At 39.8% G+C, this 18,665-nt stretch carries 13 protein-coding genes; 5 read left to right on the plus strand and 8 right to left on the minus strand.

Annotated elements, in window-relative coordinates:
* The first annotated feature begins 357 nt into the window (after positions 1-357).
* From V7K67_RS12890 to V7K67_RS12900, 3 genes are all read left to right on the plus strand, one after another.
* Complete coding sequence (locus V7K67_RS12890) at positions 358-750, plus strand: carboxymuconolactone decarboxylase family protein (protein WP_322711936.1); 393 nt, start codon at positions 358-360, stop codon at positions 748-750.
* Positions 751-804: 54 nt separating this feature from the next.
* Complete coding sequence (locus V7K67_RS12895) at positions 805-1,626, plus strand: alpha/beta fold hydrolase (RefSeq protein WP_335166832.1); 822 nt, start codon at positions 805-807, stop codon at positions 1,624-1,626.
* Positions 1,627-1,819: 193 nt separating this feature from the next.
* Entirely contained in the window at positions 1,820-2,929 is a 1,110-nt protein-coding gene (locus V7K67_RS12900) for a 2OG-Fe(II) oxygenase (RefSeq protein WP_334730563.1), read from the plus strand.
* Positions 2,930-2,942: 13 nt separating this feature from the next.
* Here V7K67_RS12900 and V7K67_RS12905 read toward each other — a convergent pair whose 3' ends face one another.
* Complete coding sequence (locus V7K67_RS12905) at positions 2,943-4,508, minus strand: hydantoinase B/oxoprolinase family protein (protein WP_334730564.1); 1,566 nt, start codon at positions 4,506-4,508, stop codon at positions 2,943-2,945.
* Between the two features lie 383 nt (positions 4,509-4,891).
* On the minus strand, positions 4,892-7,027 hold the full coding sequence (locus V7K67_RS12910; RefSeq protein WP_335166835.1) for a hydantoinase/oxoprolinase family protein: 2,136 nt from the start codon (positions 7,025-7,027) through the stop codon (positions 4,892-4,894).
* A gap of 131 nt (positions 7,028-7,158) precedes the next feature.
* Between V7K67_RS12910 and bchH the strand changes: the two genes are divergently transcribed.
* Both bchH and V7K67_RS12920 read left to right on the plus strand, forming a co-directional pair.
* Entirely contained in the window at positions 7,159-10,923 is a 3,765-nt protein-coding gene (gene bchH / locus V7K67_RS12915; RefSeq protein WP_335166837.1) for a magnesium chelatase subunit H, read from the plus strand.
* 16 nt (positions 10,924-10,939) lie between these two features.
* Positions 10,940-11,062 (plus strand): hypothetical protein, encoded by a 123-nt coding sequence (locus tag V7K67_RS12920; protein ID WP_334730179.1) that lies wholly within the window; start codon positions 10,940-10,942, stop codon positions 11,060-11,062.
* A 178-nt stretch (positions 11,063-11,240) separates the two neighbouring features.
* Here the strand turns inward: V7K67_RS12920 and V7K67_RS12925 are convergent, their stop codons facing one another.
* The 6 genes from V7K67_RS12925 to V7K67_RS12950 form a co-directional block, all read right to left on the minus strand.
* Complete coding sequence (locus V7K67_RS12925) at positions 11,241-12,752, minus strand: hypothetical protein (RefSeq protein ID WP_334730180.1); 1,512 nt, start codon at positions 12,750-12,752, stop codon at positions 11,241-11,243.
* A 976-nt stretch (positions 12,753-13,728) separates the two neighbouring features.
* A complete protein-coding gene (locus tag V7K67_RS12930; RefSeq protein WP_335166839.1) occupies positions 13,729-14,787 on the minus strand; it encodes an LLM class flavin-dependent oxidoreductase in 1,059 nt (352 codons plus the stop codon).
* Between the two features lie 357 nt (positions 14,788-15,144).
* Entirely contained in the window at positions 15,145-15,729 is a 585-nt protein-coding gene (locus V7K67_RS12935; RefSeq protein WP_334730182.1) for a DUF2808 domain-containing protein, read from the minus strand.
* Positions 15,730-16,601: 872 nt separating this feature from the next.
* On the minus strand, positions 16,602-17,066 hold the full coding sequence (locus tag V7K67_RS12940; protein WP_334730183.1) for a CYTH domain-containing protein: 465 nt from the start codon (positions 17,064-17,066) through the stop codon (positions 16,602-16,604).
* Between the two features lie 392 nt (positions 17,067-17,458).
* Positions 17,459-17,587, minus strand: a complete 129-nt coding sequence (locus tag V7K67_RS12945) for a hypothetical protein (protein ID WP_334730184.1) — start codon at positions 17,585-17,587, stop codon at positions 17,459-17,461.
* Positions 17,588-18,133: 546 nt separating this feature from the next.
* Positions 18,134-18,352, minus strand: a complete 219-nt coding sequence (locus V7K67_RS12950; protein ID WP_334711007.1) for a hypothetical protein — start codon at positions 18,350-18,352, stop codon at positions 18,134-18,136.
* Between the last annotated feature and the right edge of the window lie 313 nt (positions 18,353-18,665).

An 18,665-nucleotide genomic window follows, 5' to 3' on the forward strand; every position in this document is an offset into this window, starting at 1 on the left:
GGTTATGATCTGACGTAACCGAAGAGTTTTTGTGCGATCGCATGACTCTCCGGGTGCTTCGCACCCAGAGTCGCCTAACACGCAACTTGGGTTACGTAGAGAAAAAGAGTTTAGAAATATAGGGATTTATTGAAAGAGACGGGAAACTCCATCCCGCAAGTGGCATGGAGTTTTTCATAAATCTAGGGGTAGGTTAAGTTGAGGAACCAAACCCAACACCAATAATCCTTGATTTTGTTGGGTTGCGCTTGGGCTAAAAGTTTCAGCCTCAAAGACTCAAGTTACTACCTTTAATTGCAACTCAGTATTACAATCTAGGGGTTCCCACTCGCTGGGGAAACTATATGGAATCAAAACATGACTAAGCTGATCGAATACGAAGAAGCCAGCGACGAAGTACGTGCAGTGTATGATGACATCCGCATTACACGTCAGAATGACTATATCAATAACTTTTGGAAAGCCATAGCCAACCATCCGCCTACCCTGCAACGAACGTGGCAAGCGTTAAAGGAAGTGATGGTTAGCCCTGGTGAAATTGATCCACTGATGCGCGAACTAATTTATATCGCCGTGAGTGCGACCAATGGCTGTGAGTACTGCATCGCCTCGCACACAGCGGCAGCACGTGCCAAGGGTATGAATGATACTATGTTCGGGGAACTAATGGCGATCGCGGCCACAGCCAATATGACCAATCGCCTCGCCAACGGCTATCAAATTCCGGTGGATGAGAAATTCAAGACGTAGGAGTTGAGCCTTGTCTATTCCTGCTTAAAATAAGGTTTAGCCGAATTATTTACTATGCCCAAGGTTCAGATTAACGGGATTGATTTGTTCTACGACATTAAGGGGACAGGTGAGCCTTTGCTATTAATAGCTGGCTTTCTTTGCGATCATGCTTATTGGTCGCTGATTATGCCATCGCTGGTTTCGCAGTATCAAGTCATTCGCTTGGATAACCGAGGTATGGGGAGAAGTTCTGCTCCCGAAAGCCCCTATAGTCTGAAGCAGATGGCTGGTGATGTTGCAGCCTTACTCGATTGTATCGGGATTAATCAGGTGCATTTAGCAGGTCATTCAATGGGTAGTCAGATAGCCCAAGAACTAGTATTAGCACACCCTGAAAAGGTAAAAAGTCTGATGCTACTTTCATCTTTGGCAAAGGGTGATGCCTTATTCAACAGCATCATCGAGACTTGGGGCGAACTTCCTAGTCATGTAGACCTAAAACTTTATGAAAAAGTCATATTGCCCTGGATATTTACAGATGCTTTCTACTCAATTCCTGACATGATCGAAGGTCTGATTGAATTTGCGATCAGATATCCTTTCCCACCGACAACTCATTCACTTTATTATCACAGCCAAGCCATCCTTAACAGTGACACAACAGACCGCCTCCAACAAATTCATTGTCCTACCTTAGTTTTGGTTGGTAAACAAGATATTCTCACCCCGCTCAAGTTTTCCCAGCAACTTGCTCAAGCTATTCCCAATGCTGAACTTGTAGTCATCGAACGTGGTGGTCATGGCTTCTTGATTGAGTCGCCGGATGCTGTGGTTTCAGCTATGCTCAATTTTCTGGGGAAGTTGAAGCCAGCTTATAGCAATTTTGGATTTTAGATTTTGGATTTTAGATTACTTTCTAAAACCCTGTTTTGAAAATCTCAAATACTACTAAATATCTAAATTTGATATTCTGCCCAATTCGTAAATTCCAACTTTACAGATTATTACTATTTAACCGGCTGATGTAATTTTTTCAATTAAAATATCTACCAGACTTAATGTTGCTATAAATAGAATTTGATATCTTATGATACCTCTTACTGTTGGCGACCCGATTCCCTGGTTCATTCTTCCCTCAACCTCAAATCCAAACTTTCACTTTAATACGGTTGGCGGATACCGTAGCATTTTGTTTTTTTTCGGAAGTTCTAAGAATAACTATATTCGGAAGATTATTGATGACTTTTCTAATCAGCAACAGCAGTTAGCTACATATCAAGTACCGTTTTTCGGTGTGAGCATAGACCCAAATGATACTTTCCTAGCAGATTTAATACAGAATAAAACTTATTTCAAATTTCTTTGGGATTTTGAACGGAAAGTCAGTTTCCAATACGGTATTTGTCAACCAATTGGGCAGGCAAACAACGAACTGCAATATAGACCAACAATTTTTATTTTGGATGAAAATTTACGAGTTATCAAGGTTTTGCCAATCTTAAATACTACTCAACTTTGCGAACAAGTATTTGAGTTTATCAAAAGCTTACCCGGAATCCCACAAAATATTCCAGCAGCGAGACAAGCACCTATTTTATTTATACCCAATGTGCTAAATCAAAGCTTTTGCCAACATTTAATTGATTTATACGAAGCAGATGGTGGTGAAGATTCTGGCTTCATGCGACAAATCGATGGCAAAACAGTCGGAGTCTATGACTATGAATTTAAAAAACGCCGAGACTATTTAATTTCTGATCCTCAACTATTAAAGCAAATCAGTGAAATGATGATGCGACGGGTTAAGCCAGAAATAGAGAAGGCGTTTCAGTTTAGCATCACTCGCTTTGAACGCTACTTGGTATCCTGCTACGAAGCAACTGATAAAGGCTTCTTTAATCGTCATCGTGATAATACTACCAAAGGTACGGTACACCGACGATTTGCTATGTCACTGAATCTCAATACTGGCGATTACGAAGGTGGAGAACTACGATTTCCAGAGTATGGACTCCAGCTTTATAGTCCCAATGCAGGAGAAGCAGTAATTTTTTCTTGCTCTTTATTGCATGAAGCTACTCCTGTCACCAGTGGCCGGCGTTTTGTTTTTCTGTCGTTCTTTTACAATGAGCAAGATGCCCGATTACGGGAAGAAAATAGCAAGTATGTTGTACTCGATAATAATCATGGTGATTAGCTAAACTTTTTAACTAAGAGACTTTACCAAATCCACCACCGCCAGGAGTTTCTATTACAAAAACATCTCCAGTTTTCATCTCTACTGTTGCTGTGCTATCTAAATTCTCTTCAATTTCATTCTGACGTTGTATCCAATTCCGTCCTACTTTTCCTGCTTCCCCACCATTTAATCCAAAGGTAGGAACAACCCGATGACTAGAGAGAATATTAGCTGTCATCGGTTCTAGAAATCGAATGCGGCGGACAACTCCATTACCACCCGAATATTTTCCTTTACCACCGCTATCGGAACGAAGACTAAAGCTTTCTAAAAGTACAGGATAACAGGTTTCTAAAACTTCTGGATCGGTCAAACGAGAGTTTGTCATGTGAGAATGGACACCATCAGTGCCATCAAAATCAATCCCCGCGCCCGAACCGCCACAGATAGTTTCATAATATTGATATTGCTCATTACCAAAAGTAAAATTATTCATCGTTCCTTGAGAAGCAGCCATAACACCCAAAGCACCATATAAAGCATCCACAATAGTTTGAGAAGTTTCGACATTACCTGCGACTACTGCGGCTGGATAGGTTGGGTTGAGCATACAGCCAACCGGGATAATAATTTCTAGAGGATTAAGACACCCGGCATTGAGAGGAATATTATCATCAACTAAAGTACGGAAGACGTATAAGACTGCCGCCTGAGTTACAGCTTTAGGAGCATTAAAATTACTATTTAGTTGTAGAGAAGTGCCAGTAAAATCGATGGTAGCACTACGGTTTTCTGGGTGAATCGTTACTTTAACTTGAATTTGTGCCCCATTATCCATTTTATAAGTAAATGAGCCATCCTTGAGAACTGCGATCGCACGTCTCACAGACTCCTCAGCATTAGCTTGCACAAATGTCATATAAGCTTGAACAGTATCAATTCCGTATTGTGCAACCATTTTAGAAAGTTCTTGAACTCCCCGTTCATTTGCAGCAATTTGGGCTTTAAAATCGGCTAGATTTTGGTCAGGTTTACGAGCAGGATAAGTATGATTTGAGAAGTGCTGTCTGACTACGGTTTCTCGAAAATTTCCCTCTTCAACCAAGAGAAAATTATCAAAAAGAATTCCTTCTTCTTCTACTGTGGTGCTGTGGGGAGGCATTGAACCGGGAGTAATTCCACCAATATCTGCTTGGTGTCCGCGAGAAGCAACGAAAAAGATGGGCATTGGGGATGGATTATTTTCACTACTTTCTAAAAATACAGGGGTAATTGCAGTTACATCAGGCAGATGTGTTCCGCCGTTATAGGGGTTATTAGATAGATAGACGTTTCCTGGTTTTAGGATGTCGCCTTTATCGTTAATTAAACTGCGGACACTTTCACTCATTGAGCCTAAATGTACAGGAATATGTGGGGCATTTGCTACTAGTAATCCCGATGAGTCAAAAATAGCGCAGGAGAAATCTAGCCTTTCTTTGATATTCACTGATGTGGCTGTATTTTGCAACACAATTCCCATTTGTTCGGCGATAAATTGATAGAGATTTTTGAATATTTCTAAGCGGATGGGATCGGATTTAGATGTTGTATACATTTTTGACTTCTATGGTGAAATTTAACTTCTATTTAGGTTTACTACAAGGTAGCTGATAAGCTATTACACATTTAACTTGCATCATTAGGGCGGGCAAGATGCCCATCCCACAAGAGTTATATAAATTTTAGATATGCAAACTAGATGTGGTTTAGCTTATTGATTATCTTGTAAATACAGACTAACACTGATGAATTAATTAATATTTACCAAGCCCCTTCGGGGCGGGAACAGGGAACTCTTAACAGGGAACAGAAAAAAAATTAGCCCCGAATACAGGGTTTAAAGCCCCTAAATTTATTTATGAAAAGAGATAAAAATATTTGAAACGAGATGGCGTCAGCCACGATGTTTCAATGTGTCCTTGTACAAATCCCCTGATTTTAATTATGGGGATTTCCCTGTTGCCTGTTGCCCGTTCCCTGTTCCCTTTTAAGGTCTAAAATTAGATGATTTTTTGTAGTTAATCTCCCTTGCCAGTTAGGCTCAACTACAATTGTGCTAATTTTTTCCACAACGATCGCAGGGCCATTAATAATATCTTCCGGTTGCAAATCTTCCCGTCGATAAACAGGAGTATCATACCATCTATCAGCAGTAAACATCCTGACTGTCTCAACAGATACGGGATCTTCATCCAAAGGGCGAATACGAATTATTAAAGGTTCTTCAGGAGTATCCATTTTCTGAATTACTTCCACTGAAGCTGATTCGACAATTAAGTTTTTCTCTAATTGAATAAAACCATAACGAGATTGATGTTCAGTCTCAAATTCTTGTCGCATCACTACCACATCATCGGCAAAATTAACTGTCAATGTAGAGTTAGTACCCTCATATTTTAAATTAGCTTTTCGGATTACTTCTACTTGACTCAGTGCCTCATCTATTTCACTTCTAGCTTGAGTTTCTAAATATGCCATTAACTGCTGTAACTGAGGAATTAATGCTTGATTTAAAGGTTGTTCAACTCCTCCTTCTCTAATTGCCCGCACATCAGCTAATCCCATTCCGTAAGCAGAGAGAACGCCAGCATAAGGATGTAGAAATATTTTTTTCATTCCCAAGGTATCGGCAATTAAACAAGCAACTTGCCCACCAGCACCACCAAAACAACAAATCACATATTGGGTAACATCATAACCGCGTTGCAGACTAATTTTTTTAATTGCATTCGCCATATTTTCCACTGCGATCGCAATAAATCCAGCGGCTACTGCTTCGGGAGTACAATGATTTAATGTAGCGGCTCGAATGTCTTGGGCTAATTGGGTAAATTGCTGAATTACAGTATCTTTATCTAAAGGTAAATTGCCATCAATGCCAAAAACCGAGGGAAAATATTGTGGGTGAATTTTACCTAACATCACATTGGCATCAGTAACCGCTAATGGCCCGCCACGTCGATAACAAGCAGGCCCAGGATTTGAACCGGCAGATTTAGGGCTAACACGATAACTAGAACCATCAAAAAAGAGAACTGAACCACCTCCAGCAGCAATGGTATTAATTGCTAATACAGGAACTCGCATCCGCGCCCCAGCTATTTCTGAATCTAGTTGTCGTTCATACTCTCCTTGAAAGTGGGCAACATCTGTACTTGTTCCTCCCATATCAAAGGTAATAACTAACTCGAAATTTGCCCTTTTACTAGTTTGCACTGCGCCAACAATACCGCCAGCCGGGCCACTTAAAATACTATGTTTTCCTTGAAATTGCTCGGCTGTAACTAAACCGCCGTCAGATTTCATGAACATTAATTTGACTCCAGGTAACTGACTCGCTACTTGGTTGACATAACGACGCAGAATAGGAGTTAAATAAGCATCGACTACTGTTGTATCCCCTCGGCTAACCAACTTCATTAAGGGACTAACTTGATGAGATACAGATATTTGAGTAAAGCCGATTTTTAAGGCAAGTTGGGCTATTTGTTTTTCGTGTTCGGGATAGCGATCGCTGTGCATAAAAACAATAGCACAACTCCGAATTCCTGTATGGTAAACTGCTTCTAAGTCACCTTTGACTTGTTCAATATTTATGGGTATTAATTCATTGCCATTAGCATCATACCTTTCATCTATTTCAATTACCTGTTCATAAAGCATTGTTGGTAAAACGATATGACGGGCAAAGATGTTAGGACGGTTTTGGTAGCCAATTCTTAGCGCATCTTTAAAGCCTTTGGTGATGAGAAGAACGACGCGATTGCCTTTCCTTTCTAATAGGGCATTTGTCGCTACTGTTGTCCCCATCTTGACAACTTCTACCGCTTCAGTTGGAATAGGTTTGTTATTAGGAATACCGATAATATCCCGAATACCTTGAATGGCTGCATCTTGATATTGTTCGGGATTTTCTGAAAGTAGTTTATAGACTATAATCCATTGCTGATTGGGCAGAGTCACAATTAAAAAACGCTCAGGATATTTTAATAGTCTATCTATAATTGCTTGATTATTGGTAACAGCAACAATATCTGTGAATGTGCCACCACGGTCAGCAAAAATCTTCAACATAACTCTATTTCCTCGATACTATTGCATCCGATTTGATTTTTGAACTTACAGCAGTTTGCAGGTAACTGACGCACAAAATATAGAGATTGCATCTAAAATTTAAGTAAAGAAATATTTCGTAGCTTACAGGCATGAAACGCATCGTCTTGATTGCTGGGTTTGAATCGTTCAACGCGGACTTGTATAGAAAAGCAGCTTTTTTGGCTAACTCTCGCTGTCCACAGTTGGATATTCGGGTATTTAGCGATCGCGATCTTACCAGCATTCGTACCGAGGTAGAAGCAGCACTGCATGACGCTGATGTGTTTTTCGGTAGCCTACTATTTGATTATGACCAGGTTGTGTGGTTGCGCGATCGCATTTCCCAAATTCCCATCCGTCTAGTCTTTGAGTCAGCCTTAGAATTGATGAGTTTAACCAAATTGGGTGACTTTGCGATTGGCGACAAACCCAAAGGAATGCCCAAACCCGTTAAATTCATCCTCGACAAATTTAGCAATGGACCAGAAGAAGACAAACTCGCTGGTTACATCAGCTTCTTAAAAATTGGCCCCAAACTACTGAAATACGTGCCAGTACAAAAAGTCCAAGACTTACGCAACTGGTTAATTATCTATGGCTATTGGAATGCTGGCGGTTCAGAAAACGTCGCTTCATTATTCTGGACACTAGCAGAAAAATACTTGGATTTAAAAGTCGGCGACATTCCCCCACTAGTCGAAACCCCCAACATCGGATTACTCCATCCCGATTACCCAGGGTTTTTTGAATCGCCCCGCAAGTATTTAGAATGGTATAAAACCCATTGTAGAGACGCGATTCATCGCGTCTTCTCCCCAAATGACGCCTCCCCAGTTATCGGAATTCTCCTCTACCGAAAACACGTCATCACCAAACAACCCTATATTCTCCAGCTAATTCGCAGTTTTGAAAAAGCCGGCTTAACTCCTTTACCCATCTTCATCAACGGCGTAGAAGGACACGTGGCGGTACGAGATTTAATCACAACCGACTATGAAATTCAGCAACGACAACTAGGTAATGTAGAAACTCCCTCACTTTCTAGTGAAGCAGTAAAAGTAGATGCGATCGTCTCTACAATTGGCTTTCCTCTGGTGGGTGGCCCCGCTGGTTCAATGGAAGCAGGCCGTCAAATAGAAGTCGCAAAGCGCATCCTCACTGCCAAGAATGTACCTTATATTGTTGCTGCACCACTATTAATTCAAGATATTTCCTCGTGGACGCGCCAAGGTATCGGCGGATTGCAAAGTGTGGTGTTGTACGCCTTACCAGAATTAGATGGCGCTATTGATACCGTTCCCCTTGGTGGATTGGTGGGCGAAAATATTTATCTGGTTCCTGAAAGGGTGCAGCGATTAATTGGTAGGGTAAAAAGTTGGGTGACTTTGCGGCAAAAACCTGCTTCGGAACGCAAAATTGCAATTATTTTATATGGGTTTCCGCCTGGTTATGGTGCTGTAGGCACAGCTGCATTATTAAATGTGCCACGTAGTTTGCTGAAGTTTCTCCACGCACTTAAAGAACAAGGTTATAGCGTGGGGGATTTACCAGAAGATGGGGAAGAATTGATTCGCTGGGTGAAAGAAGCAGATGAAGCTAATCCTCTTGTGGGGCAGTCGTCTCGCCTGCCCGTAGACGATGGCGGGCATCTTGCCCATCCTACAAGTAGTGTCAATGTTCGTACTCTAGAAAAATGGCTGGGATATCTGCAAACATCTCGCATCGAAAAACAATGGAAATCTCTCACGGGGACTGGTATTAAAACATACAGTGATGAATTCCAAATTGGTGGTGTGCAATTAGGAAATGTGTGGATAGGTGTACAGCCACCTTTGGGAATACAAGGCGACCCGATGCGTTTAATGTTTGAACGAGATTTAACGCCTCATCCGCAATATGTAGCTTATTATAAATGGTTACAAAATGAGTTTGAAGCTGATGCTTTAGTTCATTTTGGAATGCACGGAACTGTGGAATGGTTGCCTGGTTCACCGTTGGGTAATACGGGTTATTCTTGGTCGGATATTCTGTTAGGAAATTTGCCTAATCTATATATATATGCGGCGAATAATCCGTCTGAATCGATGTTGGCAAAACGTCGCGGTTATGGTGTGTTAATTTCTCATAATGTGCCGCCTTATGGACGTGCAGGTTTGTATAAGGAATTGGTGTCGTTGCGGGATTTGATTTCGGAGTATCGCGAAGATCCACAAAAGAATTATGTTTTGAAGGAAGGGATTTGTAAAAAAATTGTGGATTCTGGGTTGGATGCAGATTGTCCGTTTGCGGATGCGAAGAGGTTGGGGATTGCGTTTACTCCAGAGAATGTGCGAATGTTTAGCGGTCATGCTTTTGATGATTATTTGGTGGAGTTGTATGGATATTTGCAGGTTTTAGAAAATCGGTTGTTTTCTTCTGGGTTGCATACTTTGGGGGAAGCGCCGAATGAAGAGGAATTGGCTTCTTATTTGGAGGCTTATTTTGGGGGGGAAGAGGAAGAAAACGAACCGCAAAGGCGCAAAGGACGCGTTCGCGCAGCGTCTCGCAGAGAAGGAAGAGAGGAGGAGGAAAGGTTAATAAGGGATTTGTTGATGCAGTCTACGGATGAGTTGACGAATTTGTTAAGGGGGTTGAATGGGGAGTATATTCCGCCTGCGCCTGGGGGGGATTTGTTAAGGGATGGGGCTGGGGTTTTGCCTACGGGGAGGAATATTCATGCTTTAGATCCTTATCGGATGCCTTCACCTGCTGCATACCAACGGGGACGGGAAATTGGTCAAAAAATTATCGCCCAGCATTTGGATGAATATGGGAAATATCCTGAAACGGTGGCGGTGATGCTTTGGGGATTGGATGCGATTAAAACTAAGGGTGAATCTTTGGGGATTCTTTTGGAGTTGGTGGGGGCTGAACCTGTTAAGGAAGGAACTGGTAGAGTTGTTCGTTATGAGTTGAAGCCGTTGGCTGAGGTTGGACATCCCCGGATTGATGTGTTGGGTAATTTGTCTGGGATTTTCCGGGATAGTTTTGTCAATATTATCGAATTGTTGGATGATTTATTTCAACGGGCGGCTGATGCTGATGAATCGGAAGATCAGAATTTTGTTAGAAGACACGCTTTGGCTTTGAAAGCCCAAGGTGTAGAAAATGCATCGGCGAGATTGTTTTCTAATCCGGCGGGTGATTTTGGTTCTTTAGTGAATGATCGGGTGGTTGATGGTAATTGGGAATCTGGTGAGGAGTTGGGGAATACTTGGCAAAGTCGCAATGTATTCAGCTACGGGAGAGAAGATAAAGGTCAAGCTAGACCGGAAGTTTTGAATACGTTGTTAAAAACTAGCGATCGCATTGTTCAAGAAATCGATTCGGTAGAATATGGTTTAACTGATATTCAAGAATATTACGCCAATACGGGCGGTTTGAAAAAGGCAGCAGAAAAACAAGGCGGTAAGAAGGTTACAACCAGCTTTGTAGAAAGTTTCTCGAAAGATACCACACCCCGCAATTTAGATGATTTGCTGCGAATGGAGTATCGCACTAAGTTGGTAAATCCCAAATGGGCACAAGCGATGGCAAATCAAGGTTCTGGTGGTGCTTTTGAAATTTCCCAACGGATGACGGCGTTGATTGGTTGGGGTGGTACTGCCGATTTTACAGATGATTGGGTATACGATCAAGCGGCTGATACTTATGCATTAGATGCAGAGATGGCGGATAAATTACGCAAGGCAAATCCTGAAGCTTTTCGCAATATTTTAGGCCGAATGTTAGAGGCGCATGGGCGAGGTTTCTGGGAAGCTGATAGTGATAAGTTAGAGAAATTGCGCCAATTATATGAGTTGACAGATGAGGAGTTAGAGGGTGTGACGGTTTAGTAAATAGGGATAAATTATGAAGCATCCAACAATGGAAAATTCTTTTACTGCTGTATTTGAAAAGATAGATGATTGGTATATTGGCTACGTTCAGGAATTACCTGGTGCTAATATTTCCAGCTATGTTAAGGAATTTTAATGTAGGGTGTGTTGTCGCAAAGCGCAACGCACCGTCAACAATCTCAGGTGCGTTGCTATAAGGCATAACACACCCTACAGCTAATTTATATTTCTTCATATACATTGAATTTTTCTCACCGACTTACTTACCTCACGTGAACGAGAACCGCTATAGCGGTATTATGGTTCCAGTTTTCTCAGTTCAAAATATACCAAACACCATCATTACTTTTGGATAATATATGATATCTTTTATCAATCAATTCTAGAATCTTGGGAAACTCTTGTTTAATGAGAGGCTGATAGTTATCACTAAGAAATATATAAGGAGGCTTGGATAAATCTAACTCCTGTAGAAGTTGTGGCCATTGCTCAGATAGAAAAAATTCAAGTGACCAGGCATTTAGGGATGTTGCTTGAGTACGACCAGATAAGTAGTAAATAGACGGGTCGCCAGCAACAAAAATCTTACCAGGTAAATTTCCTGGTTGAGAAAGAAAATCAACTTCTGAACGCAGCAATGTATAGTCTTCTCTAAATACAGTCTGATATTTAAATTGTGTATCTTTAGTCAAAGCAAAATTATTCTTCACTAAAGCAAAACTCTTGAATTGAAAATTTAATAATAAAGGTAATAAAAACAAAAATGACACCAGAATCTTAATTAGTGGTGAACTCAATTCTTTTAAAGGCTGCCATAATATATCTAACCCTTTCGTTGCTAAAATACCTGTAGGTACAAATAATAGTAAATAATGGTAGCTCCAAAGTGACCTAGTTTGTAAAACAATAACAATCAGCCCCAAAACAAACCAAACAACAAGTAGCAAAGTCAATAAATTCCTATCCTTACGCAAGGATACATTTACTGCAACAGTAGCTATTAAAACCAAAGTGATAAAGTTCTTTAAGAACCATGCTGTTCCAAAAAGTAACTTAGATATATTAAATTTACCATTAGCAACCACTTGACCAGGATATACAAAAAATGTCTTATATACAATCGATAAACTATTAACTTCGGCAAAGTAGCTGAAAACAACTAGAAGTGGTAAGATAACTCCGATAGAAATTGGCAAGAAAATCTCAATAAATATTTTTTGAAAGTTTTGATGTTTTATCAATACAGAATGCAGTAGGATAGTTAGCCAAAAGCAAAGCAAGATTGGCAAAAATATTAATTTAAGTATCAGGACAATCCCACCCATAAAACCAGATATTAAAAGTTTAATAAATCTTTGTTCTCCTTCATGACTAAAAGATTCATAAGTCAGCCAAAGACATAAAAATAAAGGAAACCCAACTAGTCCTTCTACTTGAGTAAATTGCCGATGATATGAAGAAATATAGTAAACACCAACCGTTAACAAAGGTACTAGACTTGCTATTATCTGATGCCGAAAATAGGTTTTTAGAGTCAGTTGCAATATGATAGAGAAAAGCACCATATAGATAAGTTCAAAGATATGGATACCAATCTCATTAAACCCAAATAAAGTTCCTGCTAAAAAATAAAAGTAATAAATTCCAGGTTGCTTTAAATCCCAAAAATCTCGATAGAGTACCTTTCCTTGTTGCATCTCTAAAGCACCTGTTGTAAATAGTGCTTGATCTCCTGAAAATGGAAAAGGTAAATGTATTAAGCCAATTATAACAACAGAAATTAAAACCAAAAAGTCAACTTTATTTAATTTAAGAAGATTCATCATGAAAATTTACTCCTATTGAATAAATATAATATTGTCAAGCCAATCCATAACTCTAAATAGTTTTATTAAGACAAGCTAAACTTGATTTGTTATTTTTCACATTTAAAAGCTAGCTAAATATTTCACACAATGAATTGTCAAATAACACTTATTAATTTAGTTATACATTAATATGTCAACCGAAGCTCAAACGCTTGTCTCACATACGCTTTATCCCACCCGCAACCCTTCCCCTTGCTAAGGCTACCATGTATACACAAGTACTACCCGTATAGCTTCCAACTGTTTTAGCCCCATAAATACCCAAATTTTTGGGAACTTGAAACTCCACTTCTCTCCAGAATTTAGAGATTAGGGCAACGAAACCAAGTTTCAGCTGGGGTTTCTAGACTTGTGTGTACACCGTAGGCTAAGGGGAGCGGAGCCAAAGCATAGCTTTGTCTCTTTGGGGTTCTTATTTTTGATTTATGCAAGAGATATTATCTATCTCAGACAACAAGCAAGAGCGATCGCTCCTACGCTTGAGGCTGTGAAAATTTAAACCTTTGCAGCTAATATTACTTGATGTATAAGAAAGGCTTAAGTCTTTCTTGCAAATGTATAAGCTGTTGCAGCAAATGCTATTCCATGTATAAGAAAGGCTTAAGTCTTTCTTACAAATGTATAAGCTGTTGTAGCAATTGTTTAATACTTTGCAACAAATGCTATTCCATATATAAGAAAGGCTTAAATCATTGCAGCAATTGTTGTAATTAACTTATAAATTTATTTAATACTTAAAATAAAACATGATATAAGTGAAATTAACTAATGTTTTCGAGGTGCGATGTCTACGATGGGCTACGCCTACGCAATTAATTTGCGATATTTTCCCATGAAAATCAAAAACACTTGGTATAAAACAGTACTATTAACCTCGTAGCAGAGATGCATTATGGCACGTCGTATTACCGTGGTTTGAGATCCCCCAACCCTCTTAAAAAGGGGGCACCAGTTCCAACGATCGCACTCGTGGCATTACCTCCTCGAAAAAATGCCTCATCTCAGTCGTGAACGGCTGAAATTGCAGCATAAATGTGCCAATTCCCACTCTATTAAATTCGGCAATGCGACTAGCAACGGTGTCATAGCTACCAACTAAGCCAGCTGCGGTGCCACCGTTACTTCCTACGCCAGGGTACTTGGCTAAGTTCTTGAACATTACGACTTCGGAATCGACTCCTTTGAGCAGCTCTGAGCGATCGTCTTGTGCTACTACCATTGCCCGCAAGTTGTGATATTCTTCTTGAGCTTCTTCATCTGTGGATCGAGCAATCACAAATGCGGACATCGCAAAGCCCAGTGGTTTGGAGCGATCGCGCGGCTGTTTTGCAACCTGAGCAATGGTTTCTCGGATCACTTCTATAGGACGACCATTGAGAAAAAATACATCTGCCTCTTTTGCCGCTAATGCCTGCGCTGGTTCTGACTCACCTCCCACATACACACGTGGATGAGGATTGGCTACGGGAGGAGGATTGAAACTGAGGTCACTAATCTGAAAATAATGTCCTTGAAAGTTAACTCTTTCTCCACTCCACAGTGCCTTGACTACTTTGATCCACTCGTCGGAATAGCGGTAACGCTCATCGTGGGGAAGAAAAGATATGCCTGATTTCTCCATTTCTGGCTTAAACCAGGCACTTACTAAGTTGATCGCAAAACGCCCACCACTTATCGCATCAATGCCTAATGCCATCTTCGCTAAGATTGCTGGATGAAAAAGTAAAGGCTTTACAGCGGCAATAATTTCGATAGAATTTGTGGCTTCGGCAAGGGCTGCTGCTGCTGTCCAAGTTTCCAGTTGATCTAATTGTTGATTTCTGGGATTAATGATGTGTTCTGCGATCAAAGTTGTAGTAAACCCGCACCGTTCAGCCAACTGGAGGAGATCCTTAGCTCGTGAATAACTGGCATCACGAGGTTCAAGAGGATGGTTCATTACGCCGCAGTTGCCGTAAACGGGAATCCAGATCCCGTAGCGTGGCTCAGACATAGCTTTCAAGAACCCTTGTAATGGACGCCAAAAGTTTACTTGGCACTAAATTTTGAGTTTATCGGATAACCCACCTAATTTACTGTTAATCTACTGTAAATCGACTAATGTACCGTATCATACAGTTATGAGATTTGCATAGATTGTGCTAAAAAACAAGAGTTTATTAAAATTTATTGACATTACTCCTTAAGAGAGTTCAGTTTGTGGCGAAAACTTCTCAAAAAAAGAAAGGACAAGAATTATACTTGTCCCCAATGCTTAAAATAACAGATTTTCCGTCGAATAGGTCAGACAAAAAGAACTAAGTATTAGGTATTAGGAAAGCGTTTTCCTAATACCCAATCCATAATCAAATTAATTCTCTGTAGTCATGGGACCATAAAATTGAAAGCGTCCAATGCCAAGAAATTGGCCAACAGTTTTCTCACCAGAGGGAAAAGCCTTAACGCCAAATAAATAGACACCATCATCAAAAGGATTTTCGTAAGTTTGCAGACCAATAGTAACCGTCTTACCTGGTGCTATGGGAGTATCAAAGGTTACTGTGATAGTCTGCTGTTTGTCGTTACCTTTTACAGTTTTGAGTGCCAACTTTGAACCTTGTTGATTGCGTGTGCCTTCAAAGGCAAAAGTATCTTTCTGATTGAATTTAATATCTTCAGTCCCCTGAATCTGGTTGAAAGTAACCTGCTGCAAGGGTTCCCCAGCTGTTGCTGGCACTTCCAGAGTGAAATAGTACGTCGTGTTCGGAAAACTTGTAGTGCCGTATGGAGTGCTGGCACTCACTAAACGTGGTGGTTCGGTAAAGGCGATGCCTACGGCGGGCTGCGCCAACGTACCATTGCTTAAGGTAACTGCATCGGCTATCGAATGAGGTAGTAAATATAGTCCAGTGCTAACAAAAAATAGAGTACTAAAAAAACTAGTAACGTACTTCATGATTTATATTTTTACCTCAATGTTTATTATCTAAGACTCAATAATTTCAGTCTGACTTCAAATACCCATAAATAAGCCTGAGTAAACCACTCATTACAGTCTCTAAAGTTAGTAAGTGAATTAAGTTTACCGACTATTTATTAGGCAGTTTTGCTGTAATTCTAGCACGCGTTTTCAAGTTGTCCAGGAATAAAAAACGGATATTTAAATTTAAATTTAGCTAGTTATTTTGAGCTAATTTTTATTAGTAAATACCCTCAAAAACCGATGATTTTACTGGGCTTTGACCAAGCCCCTTCGGGGCGGGAACAGGGAAGAGGGAACAGGGAACAGTGCAAGAATTAGCCCCGAAGATTTAGGGTACAAGCCCCTAAATTTATTTATGAAAGAAATAAAAACATTTTTTAAGGGGACGCGTAGCGCAAGAAAAAATACGTCCTTGTACAAATCCCCTAATTTTAATTATGGGGATTTCCCTGTTCCCTGTTGCCCGTTCCCTGTTCCCTTTTAATATATACAAACACTCATAAATCGATATTTTTGCCGTAGTTTAACTAACTTCATACATTCAAAGATCGATATATAGCAAGCAATCCTAAATTATTCGTCAATAACGAGATCCCCGACTTCTTAGAGAAGTCGGGGATCTGAGTCTTGTTATTTTCACCAATCAAAACCGTAGTTTAAATAGTAAGTTATCTGAAGAAATTAAATATTGCATTATCTTGAACCTTTGTAGAGACGTAGCATTACTACGTCTCTACATACTTTTTCACTTCTATCTATTAGACCATCTCTGCGGACTATACCCTATAGAAAGGCTTTACCTTCGTTTGGGTAGTAGCAAACCTATGTTCCTAATATTTCAACCATTACCATTGTGAAAAAGGGTATTTTACTAAATTGCTGTTGAAATATCTGGAGTCATCAGAAACTTCTTCTCCAATCCAGGTTGGTAGTTCAATTTGTTGGTTTTCATCACTGAGTTCAACTTCTGCTAATATTAGTCCTTTATTAACACCATCAAACTCATCTATTTCCCAAATTAAACCACCCGACTCTATTTTATATCTGATTTTTTCGATAAAGGGACGTTCACACAATGTCTCAAGCATTTCTTGAGCATCTTCAACAGGAATAGGATACTCAAACTCTAATCTTGAATATTTAATATTGGGGCCTTTAATTGTTAAATAACTTTTGTCCCCGACTATACGTATACGTACCGTCGCTTTGTCTTGTGTGGCAATATATCCTTGACGATATATACGACCTTCAGCTAATCCTCTCCAGCTATCTCCTCTCACTAAATATTTCCGCTCTATTTCTTTCGCCATTTTCTTTACCAGATTATTTACTAAGGATGGGGCGCAACCGCTTGTCTCATGTAAGCGTTGGGTTCCCTAATTGTCTAATTAGTATGTAAAGCAGATAAGCTGAAAAAGGAATCTACCAGCAGCAAAAAAGTATTGATAGTAAAGTTGCTACGTCATCACCCACAATGAAGTTTTCCTGATGCCCAGCGTATAATTGTGGAATGTGAGCTAAAAGAATGTATCCATTCTAGGGATTGCCACCAAACTGTTTAATCAGCTTGGTAGTAATCATCTAGTAAGGATTCTGTAGCAAAAATATGAACCAGTCCTGTCAATATTGGATGAATAAAAAGAGCGAAAGAGGCAGATTCAAGATAATTATGAAATTATGAATTGAGAAAAAGAATATCGTTTTAAACTCTCACGACTGAACCTTTGTTAATGAATTTACCTACGAGATTATCAAGCTTGGCATTTAGGACTGCCTGCCGCAGTGAACCTGCACCACTATTGTTGGTATTAGTGACGGTAAATGTAGACATTCAGATTATTCCAATTCTTTAATGTTGTATAAAATTTAATATCACTGTGAGTCTGCAACCATTTTTCTGCTGTTCACCTGTAGTGAGAGATCAAAGTTAATTTGAAAAACTGCGATCGCCCGACTGGTTTACCAACCCCAAAATGCGCTTTTTCTGATTGGGGTGCATATTAATTAAAGGTTAAAGGCATAAAACACTTTCCCCAATAAGTAGGCATGTTAACTCCAGCCCTTTCAATGCGAACAAATGAACTATTAAATCAAAGCCTGAAACCTTTACACTGTATAGAGTGTCAAATTAGGGCTTGAGGCTATTGATGTCATTAAAGGCGATCACAACATCAAAGATCATCAAAATATGGTGTCTAAGATTCGTGCATTTTGTGCCAGAAAATCTCGTCAGGACTCTAGCGCAAGGATTAATAGAGAGTCCAAAAATATAGTACAAATGAACGCATTGAAAGGGTTGACATGTTAACTCCTAGAAATTACTAGGAGTATTTTGAGATTTAGCTACAAATACCTAAATCTCACGCTTAGTTCATGGTTAGTAATACTGATAATGACCCTTAACCCATACGCGGTGGTGATTTCTGATTACCCAATGTCCACCTACCCACCGACGACGCTGGGAACGCCTCGCAAGTAATGTTCCCACAAGTGGTTTTTGAACACCTGGGTTGACTACTGAGAGTGCTGATGCCTGTTTTGGCATCGAGGCTAGCAACAGTGGTATTGCCACTATTCCTGCAATAATCTTGTTCATCAATCTTTTCCTTTTACTTAACTCTTTACAATTAAGCCAGTTTTTTTTGACTTAATTGTGATGAATTTAAGTAGATTAATTCATTAACTAACAGTTCTTCTTTTTTTAAGGTTTTATTTATATCTATGTCAATGTTGTGTCATTAATATGTCAAAGATGTATTTAGAAGTTAAGTTAAAAATCTTTCTCAAGATAGATGAATTCTTCAAGTAAAGGGGGATTTAAAAGGGAACAGGGAACGGGCAACAGGCAACAGGGAAATCCCCATAATTAAAATCAGGGGATTTGTACAAGGACACATTGAAACATCGTG

Origin of the sequence: Nostoc sp. (assembly GCF_036917155.1) — a bacterium.
Lineage (GTDB): Bacteria > Cyanobacteriota > Cyanobacteriia > Cyanobacteriales > Nostocaceae > Nostoc.